The sequence below is a fragment of the Escherichia sp. WS568 genome (genome assembly GCF_046486085.1).
GTDB classification, from domain to species: domain Bacteria; phylum Pseudomonadota; class Gammaproteobacteria; order Enterobacterales; family Enterobacteriaceae; genus Escherichia; species Escherichia coli.
In genome coordinates this window covers 44578-61074 of sequence record NZ_JBJQMC010000012.1, presented here as the reverse complement: position 1 = coordinate 61074, position 16497 = coordinate 44578, and the positions used below count along the sequence as shown (strand labels likewise).

14 protein-coding genes are annotated in these 16497 nt (G+C 51.7%); 9 read left to right on the top strand and 5 right to left on the bottom strand.

Annotated features, from left to right (window positions below; translation table 11 throughout):
• Nucleotides 1-11: 11 nt before the first annotated feature.
• From ACJHWR_RS14790 to sapF, 8 genes are all read left to right on the top strand, one after another.
• The gene (locus ACJHWR_RS14790) at nt 12-176 is read left to right on the top strand and encodes a protein YmjE (protein WP_120795382.1); all 165 of its coding nucleotides are present in this window, start codon (nt 12-14) and stop codon (nt 174-176) included.
• Nucleotides 166-1551 carry a putrescine/proton symporter PuuP gene (gene puuP, locus ACJHWR_RS14785; RefSeq protein ID WP_001309476.1) on the top strand — a complete coding sequence of 462 codons (1386 nt, stop codon included), beginning with the start codon at nt 166-168 and terminating at the stop codon, nt 1549-1551. Before ACJHWR_RS14790 ends, puuP begins: the two co-directional genes overlap by 11 nt.
• A gap of 133 nt (nt 1552-1684) precedes the next feature.
• Nucleotides 1685-1930 carry a YmjA family protein gene (locus ACJHWR_RS14780; RefSeq protein ID WP_001015102.1) on the top strand — a complete coding sequence of 82 codons (246 nt, stop codon included), beginning with the start codon at nt 1685-1687 and terminating at the stop codon, nt 1928-1930.
• 312 nt (nt 1931-2242) lie between these two features.
• Nucleotides 2243-3886, top strand: coding sequence for an ABC transporter substrate-binding protein SapA (gene sapA, locus ACJHWR_RS14775; protein WP_001250202.1), 1644 nt, complete (start codon nt 2243-2245; stop codon nt 3884-3886).
• Nucleotides 3883-4848: a putrescine export ABC transporter permease SapB gene (sapB, locus tag ACJHWR_RS14770; protein ID WP_000583265.1), complete on the top strand. Its 966-nt coding sequence runs from the start codon at nt 3883-3885 to the stop codon at nt 4846-4848. Before sapA ends, sapB begins: the two co-directional genes overlap by 4 nt.
• Nucleotides 4835-5725 carry a peptide ABC transporter permease SapC gene (gene sapC, locus ACJHWR_RS14765; RefSeq protein ID WP_001146163.1) on the top strand — a complete coding sequence of 297 codons (891 nt, stop codon included), beginning with the start codon at nt 4835-4837 and terminating at the stop codon, nt 5723-5725. The genes sapB and sapC overlap by 14 nt, the downstream gene beginning before the upstream one ends.
• A complete protein-coding gene (gene sapD, locus ACJHWR_RS14760; protein WP_001128858.1) occupies nt 5725-6717 on the top strand; it encodes a peptide ABC transporter ATP-binding protein SapD in 993 nt (330 codons plus the stop codon). Before sapC ends, sapD begins: the two co-directional genes overlap by 1 nt.
• A gap of 1 nt (nt 6718) precedes the next feature.
• Nucleotides 6719-7525: a peptide ABC transporter ATP-binding protein SapF gene (gene sapF / locus ACJHWR_RS14755; RefSeq protein WP_000573407.1), complete on the top strand. Its 807-nt coding sequence runs from the start codon at nt 6719-6721 to the stop codon at nt 7523-7525.
• A 48-nt stretch (nt 7526-7573) separates the two neighbouring features.
• On the opposite strand, the gene ACJHWR_RS14750 is transcribed toward sapF, so the two are convergent.
• From ACJHWR_RS14750 to ACJHWR_RS14730, 5 genes are all read right to left on the bottom strand, one after another.
• Nucleotides 7574-8737 carry a multidrug effflux MFS transporter gene (locus tag ACJHWR_RS14750; RefSeq protein ID WP_000135019.1) on the bottom strand — a complete coding sequence of 388 codons (1164 nt, stop codon included), beginning with the start codon at nt 8735-8737 and terminating at the stop codon, nt 7574-7576.
• A gap of 8 nt (nt 8738-8745) precedes the next feature.
• Complete coding sequence (locus ACJHWR_RS14745) at nt 8746-10146, bottom strand: efflux transporter outer membrane subunit (protein WP_023146387.1); 1401 nt, start codon at nt 10144-10146, stop codon at nt 8746-8748.
• A gap of 3 nt (nt 10147-10149) precedes the next feature.
• Nucleotides 10150-13257 (bottom strand): efflux RND transporter permease subunit, encoded by a 3108-nt coding sequence (locus tag ACJHWR_RS14740; protein WP_000492814.1) that lies wholly within the window; start codon nt 13255-13257, stop codon nt 10150-10152.
• Complete coding sequence (locus tag ACJHWR_RS14735) at nt 13257-14378, bottom strand: efflux RND transporter periplasmic adaptor subunit (RefSeq protein WP_410226703.1); 1122 nt, start codon at nt 14376-14378, stop codon at nt 13257-13259. Before ACJHWR_RS14735 ends, ACJHWR_RS14740 begins: the two co-directional genes overlap by 1 nt.
• 148 nt (nt 14379-14526) lie before the next feature.
• Nucleotides 14527-15093: a TetR/AcrR family transcriptional regulator gene (locus tag ACJHWR_RS14730; protein ID WP_000202113.1), complete on the bottom strand. Its 567-nt coding sequence runs from the start codon at nt 15091-15093 to the stop codon at nt 14527-14529.
• A gap of 477 nt (nt 15094-15570) precedes the next feature.
• On the opposite strand from ACJHWR_RS14730, the gene fabI reads away from it, so the two are divergent.
• A complete protein-coding gene (gene fabI, locus ACJHWR_RS14725; RefSeq protein WP_000506490.1) occupies nt 15571-16359 on the top strand; it encodes an enoyl-ACP reductase FabI in 789 nt (262 codons plus the stop codon).
• The last annotated feature ends 138 nt before the right edge of the window (nt 16360-16497 follow it).

Below are 16497 nucleotides of genomic sequence, written 5' to 3'. Positions count from 1 at the left end.
GAAATGAGATGATGCCGATGATTAAATCCCCGCATGGCGAGGGAGGCTGCGTATGCGCCCCTCCTGCGACTGACTGGACTCCGCCCCCTTTGCTTCCCTTGCTAAACAGGTTTGATTTCAGGTCGACACGACCGCAAACCTTATTACGCAGGGGAGGCAGCAACTATGGCTATTAATTCACCACTGACTATTGCTGCGCAATCTGGCAAAACCCGTCTGCGAAAATCACTGAAATTGTGGCAGGTGGTGATGATGGGTCTGGCCTATCTCACGCCGATGACCGTATTTGATACTTTTGGTATTGTCTCCGGCATTAGCGACGGTCACGTTCCGGCGTCCTATTTGCTGGCGCTGGCGGGCGTGCTGTTTACCGCTATCAGCTACGGCAAACTGGTTCGCCAGTTTCCGGAAGCCGGTTCGGCCTATACCTACGCGCAAAAGTCGATTAACCCGCACGTCGGATTTATGGTCGGCTGGTCATCGCTGCTGGATTATCTCTTTTTGCCGATGATCAACGTCTTGTTGGCGAAAATCTATCTCTCCGCCCTCTTCCCGGAAGTGCCGCCGTGGGTGTGGGTAGTAACCTTCGTCGCCATTTTAACCGCCGCGAATCTGAAGAGCGTCAACCTGGTTGCTAACTTCAATACCCTGTTTGTGTTGGTGCAAATCTCCATCATGGTGGTGTTTATCTTCCTGGTGGTTCAGGGACTGCATAAAGGAGAAGGCGTTGGCACCGTCTGGTCACTTCAGCCGTTTATCAGCGAGAACGCGCACCTGATCCCGATTATTACCGGGGCGACGATTGTCTGTTTCTCCTTCCTCGGTTTCGATGCGGTGACCACGCTTTCGGAAGAGACGCCGGACGCCGCACGCGTGATCCCGAAAGCCATCTTCCTGACGGCGGTCTACGGTGGCGTTATCTTTATCGCTGCGTCGTTCTTTATGCAGCTGTTCTTTCCTGATATCAGCCGCTTTAAAGACCCGGACGCCGCACTGCCTGAAATTGCGCTGTACGTCGGCGGCAAGCTCTTCCAGTCGATTTTCCTCTGTACCACGTTTGTGAACACGTTAGCGTCTGGCCTGGCGTCGCACGCCAGCGTGTCGCGTCTGCTGTATGTGATGGGGCGTGACAATGTGTTTCCGGAGCGCGTGTTTGGCTATGTGCACCCGAAATGGCGCACGCCAGCGTTGAACGTCATTATGGTCGGGATTGTTGCGCTGTCGGCGCTGTTCTTTGATTTAGTCACCGCGACAGCATTGATTAACTTCGGTGCTCTGGTGGCGTTTACCTTCGTGAATCTGTCGGTGTTTAATCATTTCTGGCGGCGCAAAGGAATGAATAAAAGCTGGAAGGATCACTTCCACTATTTGCTGATGCCGCTGGTTGGCGCGCTGACGGTGGGTGTGCTGTGGGTTAACCTCGAGTCAACGTCACTGACACTCGGTCTGGTATGGGCTTCATTAGGCGGCGCATATTTGTGGTATCTGATCCGCCGCTATCGCAAAGTGCCGTTGTATGATGGTGACAGAACGCCGGTGAGCGAAACGTAATTGTCGGATGCGCGGCGCATTATCCTGCCTGAGGGTAATGCGCCGCGCCATTAACTATAAAAAGATGTATGACCCGGATCACGAGTGCTATCATCCGCCCTTATGCTTAGCGCATTAACCCCAGGGGCAAATAATGAACCACGATATCCCGCTAAAATATTTCGATATTGCCGATGAGTACGCGACCGAATGCGCAGAGCCTGTCGCCGACGCTGAACGCACACCGCTGGCCCTCTACTTCCAGTTACTGCTCACCCGTTTGATGAACAATGAAGAAATCAGCGAAGAAGCCCAACATGAAATGGCTGCTGAAGCGGGGATTAATCCCGTACGCATTGATGAGATCGCAGAGTTTTTGAATCAATGGGGTAATGAGTAATTATTTCATTGCAGACGATCGGTCAGTATCGTTGTCCGGATAAAGCGTTCACGCCGCATCCGGCTAACAATGACACGCACTGCAGTGTGCCTCAATGGGTTTCTCACGATCGTACCGCTCTGCTCCTCGCTAAGTTGTTCTGTGAGTTATAGTTATAGAGAAATCACGGGTACGAATGTTGAACAGATGGCGACGCCACCTGTTCAACGACCAACCACACGGCCCTCATTACGACCCCTGAACACAAACGGTAATGGCAAATGTCATTAAATATTAGTAAGATAGCCTCTTTACATAAAATCCCTTAATATTATGCGCCAGGTATTATCGTCTCTTTTGGTGATTGCTGGACTTGTGAGTGGTCAGGCAATCGCCGCGCCTGAATCCCCCCCGCATGCTGATATCCGCGACAGCGGTTTTGTCTATTGCGTCAGCGGGCAAGTCAACACCTTTAACCCATCCAAAGCGAGCAGTGGGTTAATTGTCGATACCCTTGCCGCCCAGTTTTATGATCGACTGCTGGATGTCGATCCCTATACCTATCGCCTGATGCCGGAACTTGCCGAAAGCTGGGAAGTACTCGACAACGGCGCGACCTATCGCTTCCACCTGCGTCGCGATGTTCCGTTTCAAAAAACCGACTGGTTTACTCCCACTCGTAAAATGAATGCCGACGATGTGGTGTTTACCTTCCAGCGAATTTTTGACCGCAACAACCCGTGGCATAACGTTAATGGCAGCAACTTCCCCTATTTCGACAGCCTGCAATTTGCCGATAACGTGAAAAGCGTCCGTAAACTGGATAATCATACCGTTGAGTTCCGTCTGGCTCAGCCGGATGCTTCTTTTTTGTGGCACCTCGCGACCCATTATGCTTCGGTCATGTCGGCAGAATATGCAGGGAAGTTAGAGAAAGAAGATCGCCAGGAGCAACTCGACCGTCAACCGGTCGGCACCGGTCCGTATCAGTTGTCGGAATACCGCGCCGGGCAATATATTCGCTTACAACGTCATGATGACTTCTGGCGTGGTAAGCCGTTAATGCCGCAGGTGGTGGTGGATTTAGGCTCCGGCGGCACCGGACGTCTGTCGAAACTCCTGACCGGGGAATGCGACGTTCTGGCCTGGCCTGCCGCCAGTCAGCTATCCATTTTGCGTGACGACCCGCGCTTGCGTTTAACGCTGCGCCCGGGGATGAACGTCGCCTATCTGGCGTTTAACACCGCTAAACCGCCGCTAAATAATCCGGCGGTCCGCCATGCACTGGCACTGGCGATTAATAACCAGCGCCTGATGCAATCCATCTATTATGGTACGGCTGAAACGGCGGCCTCTATTTTACCGCGCGCCTCGTGGGCCTATGACAACGAGGCTAAAATTACTGAATACAATCCGGCAAAATCGCGCGAACAGTTGAAGGCGTTGGGGCTGGAAAACTTAACGCTGAAACTGTGGGTGCCCACACGTTCGCAGGCGTGGAACCCCAGTCCACTGAAAACCGCCGAACTGATTCAGGCGGATATGGCACAGGTTGGCGTAAAAGTGGTGATTGTGCCGGTAGAAGGTCGTTTTCAGGAGGCGCGGTTGATGGATATGAGCCATGATCTGACGTTATCCGGTTGGGCGACGGACAGTAACGACCCGGACAGTTTCTTCCGTCCGTTACTGAGCTGCGCGGCAATTCATTCACAGACCAACCTCGCCCACTGGTGCGATCCGAAATTCGACAGCGTATTGCGTAAGGCGCTCTCTTCGCAGCAGCTGGCGGCGCGTATTGAAGCCTATGACGAAGCGCAAAGTATTCTGGCGCAGGAATTACCTATTCTGCCGCTGGCGTCGTCATTGCGTTTGCAGGCCTATCGGTACGATATCAAAGGTCTGGTACTTAGCCCGTTTGGTAACGCCTCCTTTGCTGGGGTGTATCGCGAGAAACAGGATGAGGTGAAAAAGCCATGATTATCTTCACCTTACGCCGTATTTTGTTATTGATTGTCACCTTGTTCCTGCTGACCTTCGTTGGCTTCAGCTTGAGCTATTTCACCCCACATGCGCCGTTACAAGGCGCGTCACTGTGGAATGCCTGGGTGTTCTGGTTTAACGGCCTGATCCACTGGGATTTTGGTGTTTCCAGCATTAACGGTCAACCGATTGCCGAACAGTTAAAAGAGGTCTTCCCGGCGACGATGGAGCTGTGCATCCTCGCCTTTGGTTTTGCGCTGATTGTTGGCATCCCCATGGGAATGATTGCCGGGATTACGCGCCATAAGTGGCAGGATAACTTGATCAACGCCATCGCCTTACTGGGCTTTTCAATCCCGGTGTTCTGGCTGGCGCTTCTGCTGACGCTGTTTTGTTCACTCACGCTAGGTTGGTTGCCCGTTTCTGGGCGTTTCGATTTGCTCTACGAAGTGAAACCGATTACCGGTTTTGCGTTGATTGATGCCTGGCTTTCGGACTCACCGTGGCGGGATGAAATGGTCATGAGCGCAATTCGCCATATGATATTACCCGTGATCACCCTGTCGGTTGCGCCAACAACTGAAGTGATCCGACTAATGCGTATCAGCACTATCGAAGTGTATGACCAGAACTATGTTAAAGCAGCGGCGACCCGCGGTTTGTCGCGCTTTACTATTTTGCGTCGCCACGTTCTGCATAACGCGTTACCTCCGGTTATTCCTCGCCTGGGCTTACAGTTTTCTACCATGCTGACGCTGGCGATGATCACCGAAATGGTCTTTAGCTGGCCGGGTTTAGGGCGCTGGTTAATTAACGCTATCCGCCAGCAGGATTACGCAGCCATTTCCGCCGGAGTGATGGTGTGTGGCTCACTGGTCATTATTGTTAACGTGATTTCTGATATTTTGGGTGCCATGGCTAACCCTCTGAAACATAAGGAATGGTATGCCTTACGATAGCGTATACAGCGAAAAGCGCCCGCCGGGCACGCTGCGTACCGCCTGGCGCAAATTTTATAGTGACGCCTCTGCGATGGTCGGCCTGTACGGCTGCGCGGGGCTGGCTGTACTGTGTATTTTTGGCGGCTGGTTTGCGCCTTACGGCATCGATCAGCAATTTCTCGGTTATCAATTATTGCCGCCGTCATGGTCGCGCTATGGCGAAGTTTCTTTCTTCCTTGGGACTGACGACCTCGGACGCGATGTTTTAAGCCGTTTACTGAGCGGAGCTGCGCCAACCGTAGGCGGCGCATTTGTGGTGACGCTTGCCGCGACGATCTGTGGCCTGGTACTGGGCACCTTCGCCGGGGCGACCCACGGCCTCCGATCAGCGGTGCTTAACCATATTCTGGATACCTTACTGGCGATCCCTTCCCTACTGCTGGCAATTATCGTTGTAGCGTTTGCCGGACCGAGTTTGTCGCACGCCATGTTTGCCGTCTGGCTGGCGCTGCTGCCTCGTATGGTACGTTCGATTTACAGCATGGTGCATGACGAACTGGAAAAAGAGTACGTTATCGCCGCCCGTCTGGATGGCGCATCAACGCTGAATATTCTCTGGTTTGCTGTGATGCCAAACATCACCGCCGGGCTGGTCACCGAGATCACCCGCGCACTGTCGATGGCAATTCTCGATATCGCCGCGCTGGGCTTTCTCGATCTCGGCGCACAACTCCCCTCGCCTGAATGGGGAGCGATGCTCGGTGATGCGCTGGAACTGATTTATGTCGCCCCGTGGACTGTCATGCTGCCAGGTGCGGCAATTATGATTAGCGTGCTGTTGGTTAACCTCCTTGGCGACGGTGTCCGTCGTGCAATTATTGCGGGGGTGGAATAATGCCATTACTCGATATTCGTAACCTGACCATTGAATTTAAAACCGGTGATGAGTGGGTTAAAGCCGTCGACCGCGTAAGTATGACCTTAACCGAAGGTGAAATCCGCGGTCTTGTTGGCGAATCAGGTTCCGGCAAAAGTTTGATTGCGAAAGCAATTTGTGGGGTGAATAAAGATAACTGGCGTGTTACTGCTGACCGTATGCGTTTTGATGATATCGATTTGCTGCGTCTCTCCGCACGCGAACGGCGCAAGCTGGTTGGTCACAACGTGTCGATGATTTTCCAGGAACCGCAGTCGTGTCTTGACCCTTCAGAACGTGTGGGTCGCCAGTTGATGCAAAACATCCCAGCCTGGACCTATAAAGGCCGTTGGTGGCAGCGTTTTGGCTGGCGCAAACGCCGTGCCATTGAACTGCTGCACCGCGTGGGGATTAAAGATCACAAAGATGCGATGCGCAGTTTTCCCTATGAGTTGACCGAAGGTGAATGTCAGAAAGTGATGATAGCCATTGCACTGGCGAATCAACCGCGTCTGCTGATTGCTGACGAACCGACAAACTCAATGGAGCCAACAACCCAGGCGCAAATCTTTCGCCTGCTGACGCGTCTCAACCAAAACAGTAATACCACTATTTTGCTTATCAGCCATGACTTACAAATGCTTAGCCAATGGGCGGATAAAATTAACGTGCTTTACTGCGGTCAAACGGTGGAAACCGCGCCAAGTAAGGAGTTGGTGACAATGCCACATCATCCTTATACCCAGGCGCTGATCCGCGCGATACCAGACTTCGGCAGCGCGATGCCGCATAAAAGTCGCCTCAATACGCTGCCCGGCGCTATCCCGCTGCTGGAACAGTTACCGATTGGGTGTCGTCTGGGGCCGCGTTGCCCGTATGCACAACGAGAATGCATTGTGACGCCACGTTTGACGGGGGCGAAAAATCATCTCTATGCCTGTCATTTCCCGCTGAACATGGAGAAAGAATGAGATGATCGAAACGCTGCTTGAAGTGCGTAATTTAAGTAAAACGTTCCGCTACCGGACCGGTTGGTTTCGTCGTCAGACCGTAGAAGCGGTAAAACCCTTGAGCTTTACGCTACGTGAAGGCCAGACACTGGCGATTATTGGCGAGAATGGTTCGGGTAAATCCACGCTGGCAAAAATGCTGGCGGGAATGATAGAACCTACCAGCGGCGAGTTATTGATTGACGATCATCCGCTGCATTTTGGCGATTATTCCTTCCGCAGTCAGCGTATTCGCATGATTTTTCAGGATCCTTCGACCTCGTTGAATCCCCGTCAACGTATCTCGCAAATTCTGGATTTTCCACTGCGTCTGAACACCGATCTGGAACCGGAACAGCGTCGCAAACAGATTATTGAAACGATGCGTATGGTTGGGCTGCTACCGGATCACGTCAGTTACTATCCGCATATGTTGGCACCCGGGCAAAAACAGCGTCTGGGTCTGGCGCGCGCGCTGATATTGCGCCCAAAAGTCATTATTGCCGATGAAGCCCTCGCCTCACTGGATATGTCGATGCGTTCGCAGTTGATTAACCTGATGCTGGAGTTACAGGAAAAACAGGGCATTTCGTATATTTATGTTACCCAGCATATCGGAATGATGAAGCACATTAGCGACCAGGTGCTGGTGATGCATCAGGGCGAGGTTGTCGAGCGAGGCAGCACCGCAGATGTGCTGGCATCGCCGCTGCATGAACTCACCAAACGGCTGATCGCCGGTCATTTTGGCGAGGCATTGACGGCGGATGCGTGGCGTAAGGACCGTTAGTGTTTTGCACCTCATCCTGACAGGGCCCCCCTCAGGATGAGGTGTTCATTACTTTTGATTGTCGATTCTGGTGAGAGCAACCAGCAATGCCAGCGTATAACACACCGTAATTGCCAGACTCATTTTTAACAGTGTTTCTCCGCCAATTCCCGACAATGGCGCGGCTATACCGCCGAAGACAAACATGCTCATCCCCATCAACGCAGACGCCGTTCCAGATTCCTGCGTCCCTACTGCACTCATAGCCTCTGCCCCGCCAACAGTGCCGATGCCGCTACAAAATGCGATGGTGAAAAATAATGCCACCAGTGCCGGAATGGGCAATTGTGTCCATGCGCATAAGACCGTGAGCAATGCACACAAAATTGCCGCTATCAGGCCACCTCGCAACAATGTCATCGCGTTAATCCGTCGCGCCAGGCGCGAGAAGATCCATGAAGCAATGATAAGTCCGATGCCGTTAAGGCCAAACACCAGGCTAAATTGCATTGGACTAAAGCCAAATTCCTTCTGCAACACGAACGACGAAGAGCCGATATATGCAAACAAACCGGCCAGCATAAAACTTTGAATCAGGCAAAAGCGCATAAAACGGCGGTTCTGCACCACGCTTCGTCCGGTTAATAGCAATGATGAGCCCCTTTTATTTTCTGGCAAGGTCTCATTAATAAATAACAGGCAGCCCAGCAACAGTACGGTGCTAATTTCAGCCATTACCCAGAATAAAGTGCGCCAGTCAAAAGTGCTAACAATGTACCCGCCCAGCACTGGCGACAACACCGGTGCCAGGCCATTCACCGTCATTAACAGCGCAAAAAACTGGGTCAACGTTACTCCCTGATATTTGTCACGAGCAATAGAACGAGAGAGCACCGAACCACCCGCCCCCGCGATCCCTTGAATAAAACGCCAGACCACCAGCCAGTAAATATTGTTCGTTGTCGCGCACAAAATGGAAGAAACAATAAACAATAGCAACGACAAGATTAACGGACGTTTACGCCCTATTTTGTCGCTCAGAGGGCCAAATAACAGTTGTCCGACGCCAAGACCAATCAGTGATGCGGTCAGGGTTAATTGCGTTATGGTCGTGGTTGCCGCCAGTTGCTCAGACATCTCCGGCAAAGCCGGCAAATAAAGATCGGTACACATCGGGCCGATACCGGCTAAAAGACCAAGAATCAATGCCCATGAAAGAGAGACTCTAGCCATATTATTCCTTACTTGAGTGATGACATGCCGCCGCCCAGCGACTGCCAGAGCGTGATTCGGTTTGTAAAATCAGTCAGTTGCAGTGCCAGCAGCTCCTGCTGTGCGCTCCACAAGCTGCGCTGCGCCGTCAACACGGTCAGGTAATCACCAACACCCGCCTGATAGCGACGCAAGCCAACATCGACCGTTTGTTGTTCAGCTTTAACATACTGGCGCTGTGCATCCAGTTGCTCTTCAAGCGTGGTCCGCCGCGCCAGTGCGTTAGCGACATCTTTAAATGCGCTCTGAACGGTTTTTTCATAGGTGGCAATGAGTCCACGCTTTTGTGCTTCTGCGTAACGAAGCTGCGCCAGATTACTTCCGCCAGTAAACAGCGGTAATGTGACCGATGGCGCAAATGACCAGATCTGCATTCCGTGGCTGAACAACGACGACAACGCGTCACTGCCAACACCGGCACTGGCAGTCAGCGAAATCGTCGGGAAAAAGTTAGCCCGTGCCGCGCCAATATCGGCATTGGCGCTCTTCAAATTATGTTCCGCTTCCTGGATATCCGGGCGACGCAGCAGAACATCAGATGATACTCCCGCAGGAACCAGACTTATCATTTGTTCCGGCAGGCTTTCCAGTGTTCCCGGTAGCAGATTTTCCGCAAGCGTTGTACCTGCCAGTAAGTTCAGCGCATTTTTATCCTGCATCACTTGTGTCTGATAGCTGGCAACGCTGGCGCGCGCTTGCTGATAAACACTCATCGCCTCACTGACATCTGTCGCTGCCGCCGTGCCAACCTGTTGCTGGCGCTGGATAATTTTCAATGAGTTTTCTGCACTGGCCATCGTTTCTTTTGCCAGGGCCAGGTTGCTGTTATCAGCCGCCAGTGTCAGCCAGGCGGTGCTGATTTCAGCAATCAGCGTTAAACGAGTGTTCTGGGCTGTAAATTCACTGGCAAGCCAGGTTTCCCGCGCCGCCCGAGATAAACTCTGATTACGACCAAACAGATCTAACGTATAACTGGACACCGTGCCGTCAGCCTCGGCAGTTGTTCCCGTACCATTCGCCAGCGAACGACTGCGAGTCGAACTTAAGGCCGCATTCACCGTCGGAAATAACGACGCATTAGTTTGCCCATAGAGCGCCCGTGCTGAGTCAATATCAGCAATCGCTTTTTGCACATCGCGGTTACTGTTCAGTGCAATGGTTACTACCTGCTGCAATCGGGGATCGTGAATCACCTGCTGCAATCGGGGATCGTGAATCACCTGCTGCCAGTCATGGCTGATTGCCTTCCCCTGGCCCTGTGCTCCCGGCAAGGTCGCCGGGATTGGGGATTCAGGCGTACTGTAGTGAGGATCGAGCGAGACACATCCCGCACTCAACAACACCAGAAAAATAAGAGAACGACGCAACATAACTTACTCCTGACGGCGCGGTTTACCGGCAAACAAACGTTTCACCAGTACAAAAAACAGAGGAACGAAGAAAATGGCCAGTAATGTAGCGGTCAGCGTGCCGCCAATAATGCCCGTACCAATGGCGATGCGGCTGTTCGCCCCTGCGCCAGTTGCTATCGCCAGCGGCATTACCCCCGCAATAAACGCCAGCGAGGTCATGATGATTGGGCGTAAACGAGTCTGCGCCGCGCGTAATGCCGCACGACTCAAGGAATAGCCCTCTGCAACCGCCGCTTCAGCAAATTCCACAATCAGAATGGCGTTTTTCGATGACAAGCCGATAGTAGTTAATAGCGCTACCTGGAAGTAAACGTCGTTGTTTAAATCACGCATCCAGGCCGCCAGCGCCGCGCCAAGAAGCCCCAGAGGGATCACCAGAATGACCGAGAACGGGACTGACCAGCTTTCGTACAGTGCTGCAAGGCAGAGGAAAACCACCAGAATAGAAACTGCATACAGACTTAATGCCTGACCGCTGGCCAGTTTCTCCTGCAATGACAAACCACTCCAGGCCCAGGTTGTTCCCGCAGGAAGACTGTTTGCCAGTTCCTCCATTTTTGTCATTGCATCGCCGGAACTAAAGCCAGTCGCGTTTTCGCCCTGAATTTCATAGGCTGCCGAGCCGTTGTAGCGCACCAGTCTTTCCGGTCCATACAGCCAGCGGGTGGTCGCAAAAGCAGAGAATGGTGTCATAGCGTTATCGCTACCGCGCACAAACCATTTACCTAAGTCTGACGGCGCGGAACGAAATTCGCTGTCGCCCTGAATGTAGACTTTTTTCACACGACCACGGTCAATAAAGTCATTCACATAAGTACCGCCCCACGCACTGGACAGGGTGTCGGTGACATCATTCAAACTCAACCCTAATGACACCGCTTTATTGCTATCAATATCTACCTGCAATTGCGGCATTTGTGGCAAATCATTGGCGCGTACAGAATGTAACTCCGGACTTTGATTCGCTTTTTCTATCAACTGATTACGCATTTGCAGCAGTGTTTCACGATCGGTTCCACCGTTAGCTAACAATTCAAACGTAAAACCATTGCTTTGCCCCAGCCCATCAACGGCTGGCGGCGTCATCGCAAATACCGTCGCATCACGAATTGTGCCCAGCTCTTTGGTTGCCCGTAGGGCGATAGCCTGGGCGGTGTTTTCTGCCCCTTTACGTTGAGACCAGTTTTTCAACGAAACAAACGCCATCCCGGTGTTCTGTCCGCTGCCGCTAAAACTGAAACCATCAACGGTAAAGATGACATCGGTATTTGCTTTCTCGTTAATCAGGAACCAGTCAACAATCTGGCGATTCACTTCTGCTGTACGGGCAGCGGTCGCCCCGGCCGGCAGCGTGTACTGCACCATGATTTCGCCCTGGTCTTCAGTGGGTAAGAAACTGCCGGGCAGTTTCCACATCATCAGGGCCATTCCACCACCCAGCACGACATAAAGCCCCATCGTTCGGGCTGCACGGCGCAGGACATAAATTACGCCTCGCTGATATTTATCTTCAGTACGGCGGTAAAAGCGGTTAAATGCGCCGAAAAAGCCTTTTTTATGTGGCGGAACATGCTGGAGGACGGAACCGCACAGGGCGGGAGTCAAGGTCAATGCCACCACCACGGAAAGCAGCATTGCGGAGATGATGGTGATGGAGAACTGACGATAAATTACGCCCGTAGATCCCCCAAAGAAGGCCATCGGCAGGAATACGGCTGACAACACCAGCGCAATGGCAACCAGTGCGCCAGAAATCTCGCCCATTGATTTTTCCGTGGCTTCACGCGCGGGCAACCCTTCGTCACGCATAATGCGTTCGACGTTCTCTACCACCACAATGGCATCGTCCACCAGCAAGCCGATCGCCAGCACCATTGCAAACAACGTCAGGGTATTAATCGAATAGCCAAACAACGCAAGAACGCCGAATGTGCCCAGCAAAACGACGGGGACAGCTAACGCCGGAATCAGTGTGGCACGCAGGTTTTGCAGGAATAAATACATCACGCAAACCACCAATACGATGGCTTCAAACAGCGTCTGAATTACGTCCTCTACGGAGATTTTAATAAATTCAGTGCTGTCTTTCGGGTATGCGATGTCGTATCCCTGCGGCATGTTCCGCTGGAATTCGGCAATCTTATCCTTGACCAGCGTCGCCGTATTCAGCGCATTCGCACCGGGCGAAAGCATTACAGCAACCCCGGCAGACGGGTGACCGTTAAGTTTGCCGATAGCGGTATAATCTTCACTGCCCATCTCAACGCGAGCCACATCTTTTATACGAACAACTGCGCCGTCTGACTGGCTTTTCACGATAATATTTTTGAACTGATCCACCGTCTGCAAGCGAGACTGCGCACGTACCGTTGCGGTCAGTTGCTGAGTATTCGGTGAAGGCAATGCCCCTATTTTCCCGGCAGTAACCTGCACGTTTTGCGCTTCAATAGCACTTTGCACGTCTGAAGGCATTAGCGAGTAAGACGCCAGTTTGGCCGGGTCAAGCCAGATGCGCATAGCGTATTCCGCGCCAAAGACTTGCAGACTCCCCACACCTTCAACACGCGCCAGCGGGTCCTGAACGTTACTGACCAACCAGTCGGCGATATCCGAACTGGAGGCTTTGTCAGTGGTGTCATACACGGCAGCAATCAGCAAAAAGTTGCTTTGTGATTTCTCCACCGTAACACCCGTTTGCTGCACTTCGCTGGGTAGGCGCGACTCCGCCTGCTGAATTTTATTCTGCACCTGAACCTGTGCAGTATCTGGATCGGTACCTTGTTCAAAGGTCACATTAATACTGACCGAACCATCAGAGCTACTGGTTGAGCTGAAATAGAGTAAATTATCAAGCCCAGTGAGTTGTTGCTCGATAACCTGAGTCACGCTGTTCTCCAGCGTTTCGGCAGAAGCACCAGTATAAGTGGCTGAAATTTTAATGGTCGGCGGTGCAACGTCAGGATATTGCGCGACGGGTAATGTGCGAATAGCCAGAATCCCCGCCAACATAATCAAAATGGCGATAACCCAGGCAAAGACCGGGCGGCGAACAAAAAAGCGCGAAAACATCAGGCGTTGCCTCCATTAGCCTGAACTTCAACAGCCTTGATGGTCTGCCCTGAAGTGACTTTGGCAGAACCTTCAACAATCAGTCGGTCGCCGTTGTGCAGGCCGTTCAGCACCAGCCATTTATCACCATACGTTTCTCCCGTTTCGAGCGCTCGCTGCTCTACTTTATTGTCTTTATTCACCACCAGCGCAGTTGCATTGCCTTTAGCATCGCGCGTGACGCCCTGTTGAGGCGCGAGAATAGCGTCTTCCATCACGCCTTCATCGACACGAGCGCGAACAAACATTCCCGGTAATAACTGCTGTTGTGGATTGGGGAAAATTGCCCGTAATGTCACCGAACCGGTAGACTCATCCACCGCGACTTCGGTGAGTTCCAGACGCCCTTTTTCGCTGTAGGTTGTGCCATCTTCCAGAATAAGTGAGACGCTCATGGTGTCACTGTTGGTCGCCAGTGACTGTTTACGCAGACGTAATAAATCGACACTGGAGCGAGTGAGGTCGACATACATTGTATCCAGACCACGAATCGTCGTTAACGCTGTATCTTGCGACGCGGTCACCAGTGCGCCAGGGGTTACCGACGAAATGCCAATGCGCCCTGAAATCGGTGCGGTTACCGTGGTCCAGTCAAGATTAATGCGCGCAGTTTCCAGTGCGGCTTTTTTCGCCTCTACACTGGCTTTATCTTGTGCACAGGTAGACTGAGCATCATCAGCATCCTGTTGTGAAACACCGTTCTCTTTCACCAGTCGAGCATAACGCTGCGCTTTCTGGCAATCGGCTTTTACCAGTGCCTGTGCTTGTTGTAATGCTGCCCGGGCTTCATTCCATGCAGCCTGATAACTGGCCGCATCAATCTGGTAGAGCGGCTGTCCAGCCTTGACCAGATCACCTTCCTTAAATAAGCGTTTCTGGATAATTCCCCCAACCTGCGGACGTACTTCGGCACTGAGCGCAGCACTGGTGCGTCCGGTTAATTCACTGACTACCGAAACCGGTTGAGATTTGAGTGTAACAACGCCGACTTCTGTTTCTGACGGGGATGAATTGTTACTTTGCGTATTATCGCAACCCGATAAGAGCAGCATTGCCACTACAGATGTTGCTATATACTTCATTATTTTCTCCAGGGTGAGAAATACCCTCCTCATTGAAATTAATGAGGATATGTCAGGGATATTCAGTTATAACGAACCCGCATCGCGAAATGAATTTCGCAATGAAATAAGGGGGATTAATATCCCCCGCTATTGGTTAATTCTGTTCTTATTTATTTATCAACATACTAACAATATCCTGATATATTTCCTGCAGATGTTGTGGATCGCTTTTTTGCGGTGTTAAACGACGATAAACCGTACCTTCCATCATGGTAGCAAACACTTCAACGCAGCAACGAATGTGCTCGTCGCTAAGATGGGGATGCATTCTTTTCATATGAGCACAACCGTTAGCGAACATTCTGGCGTCAGCTTCTTCAAGCATTGCCATCACCCGCGGGTTGCGTGTGGCTTCTGCAGCCACTTCCAGCATCAGCGCGTCGTCGTCCTCATTTAAGGATTTACGCAAGGCAAGAACTTCCGGAAAGTGATCGGTACGCGCGTCAATGTCCATTTGGGCAATACGAAAGTCGATGATACGGCGAACCATCTCTTCAATAATGGCGTCTTTGTTGGCGAAGTAACGATATATCTGACCCACGCTAAGCTGAGCTTCGCTGGCAATTTGCGACATACTGGCGGCATGAAATCCGCAGCGACGAAAACACCGACGGGCGGCGTTAATGATTTCATCCTGACGCTGTTTGTGGCGTATCTCCAGCTTGCTGGTCATTTCTGTCTCCTGGCCTATCACTTGGTGAGAATGATCATTCTCATTTTTGCTAATTATACGTTTCTCCAAAGTAATGGAAAGTATTTTTATCTTATTCATGATGCATATTCTGATAATGAAGAGATTGTGGAGATTCTGTGAAGATAGTTGACAATATTAAGTTGGGGTCAATTCATCAGAAAGACAGCGACTTGTTGTCGCCAGTTCTGTTTTCATCATCAAACTTATCGGAGCTAATACGAATAGTTTCAAAGTCAGATTCTATAAGATATTTCCCCAACCTCCCCCTTGCAGGCGTCAGGAGTAGATAACGCAAAATGCTCTGTACCGCAGCTTCTCTCCGCTACAGAAAGCGCAACTATAGCCACCCACAGCCAGGTTGATTATAATAACCGTTTATCTGTTCGTACTGTTTACTAAAACGACGAATCGCCTGATTTTCAGGCACAACAAGCATCAACAATAAGGATTAAAGCTATGGGTTTTCTTTCCGGTAAGCGCATTCTGGTAACCGGTGTTGCCAGCAAACTGTCCATCGCCTACGGTATCGCTCAGGCGATGCACCGCGAAGGAGCTGAACTGGCATTCACCTACCAGAACGACAAACTGAAAGGCCGCGTAGAAGAATTTGCCGCTCAATTGGGTTCTGACATCGTTCTGCAGTGCGATGTTGCCGAAGATGCCAGCATCGACACCATGTTCGCTGAACTGGGGAAAGTTTGGCCGAAATTTGACGGTTTCGTACACTCTATTGGTTTTGCACCTGGCGATCAGCTGGATGGTGACTATGTTAACGCCGTTACCCGTGAAGGCTTCAAAATTGCCCACGACATCAGCTCCTACAGCTTCGTTGCAATGGCAAAAGCTTGCCGCTCCATGCTGAATCCGGGTTCTGCCCTGCTGACCCTTTCCTACCTTGGCGCTGAGCGCGCTATCCCGAACTACAACGTTATGGGTCTGGCAAAAGCGTCTCTGGAAGCGAACGTGCGCTATATGGCGAACGCGATGGGTCCGGAAGGTGTGCGTGTTAACGCCATCTCTGCGGGTCCGATCCGTACTCTGGCGGCTTCCGGTATCAAAGACTTCCGCAAAATGCTGGCTCATTGCGAAGCCGTTACCCCGATTCGCCGTACCGTTACTATTGAAGATGTGGGTAACTCCGCGGCATTCCTGTGCTCCGATCTCTCTGCCGGTATCTCCGGTGAAGTGGTCCACGTTGACGGCGGTTTCAGCATCGCTGCAATGAACGAACTCGAACTGAAATAATCGTTCTGTTGGTAAATATTGGGCGGCGTTCTGCCGCCCGTTATCTCTGTTATACCTTTCTGATATTTGTTATCGCCGATCCGTCTTTCTCCCCTTCTCGCCTTGCGTCAGGATAACGATTTCCTTTACGACCAAGGA

What these genes read in the sequence shown, in the direction of transcription:
- ACJHWR_RS14790 (WP_120795382.1), top strand. Translation starts at nt 12, where the DNA reads ATGCCGATGATTAAATCCCCGCATGGCGAGGGAGGCTGCGTATGCGCC.
- puuP (WP_001309476.1), top strand. Translation starts at nt 166, where the DNA reads ATGGCTATTAATTCACCACTGACTATTGCTGCGCAATCTGGCAAAACC.
- ACJHWR_RS14780 (WP_001015102.1), top strand. Translation starts at nt 1,685, where the DNA reads ATGAACCACGATATCCCGCTAAAATATTTCGATATTGCCGATGAGTAC.
- sapA (WP_001250202.1), top strand. Translation starts at nt 2,243, where the DNA reads ATGCGCCAGGTATTATCGTCTCTTTTGGTGATTGCTGGACTTGTGAGT.
- sapB (WP_000583265.1), top strand. Translation starts at nt 3,883, where the DNA reads ATGATTATCTTCACCTTACGCCGTATTTTGTTATTGATTGTCACCTTG.
- sapC (WP_001146163.1), top strand. Translation starts at nt 4,835, where the DNA reads ATGCCTTACGATAGCGTATACAGCGAAAAGCGCCCGCCGGGCACGCTG.
- sapD (WP_001128858.1), top strand. Translation starts at nt 5,725, where the DNA reads ATGCCATTACTCGATATTCGTAACCTGACCATTGAATTTAAAACCGGT.
- sapF (WP_000573407.1), top strand. Translation starts at nt 6,719, where the DNA reads ATGATCGAAACGCTGCTTGAAGTGCGTAATTTAAGTAAAACGTTCCGC.
- ACJHWR_RS14750 (WP_000135019.1), bottom strand. Translation starts at nt 8,737, where the DNA reads ATGGCTAGAGTCTCTCTTTCATGGGCATTGATTCTTGGTCTTTTAGCC.
- ACJHWR_RS14745 (WP_023146387.1), bottom strand. Translation starts at nt 10,146, where the DNA reads ATGTTGCGTCGTTCTCTTATTTTTCTGGTGTTGTTGAGTGCGGGATGT.
- ACJHWR_RS14740 (WP_000492814.1), bottom strand. Translation starts at nt 13,257, where the DNA reads ATGTTTTCGCGCTTTTTTGTTCGCCGCCCGGTCTTTGCCTGGGTTATC.
- ACJHWR_RS14735 (WP_410226703.1), bottom strand. Translation starts at nt 14,378, where the DNA reads ATGAAGTATATAGCAACATCTGTAGTGGCAATGCTGCTCTTATCGGGT.
- ACJHWR_RS14730 (WP_000202113.1), bottom strand. Translation starts at nt 15,093, where the DNA reads ATGACCAGCAAGCTGGAGATACGCCACAAACAGCGTCAGGATGAAATC.
- fabI (WP_000506490.1), top strand. Translation starts at nt 15,571, where the DNA reads ATGGGTTTTCTTTCCGGTAAGCGCATTCTGGTAACCGGTGTTGCCAGC.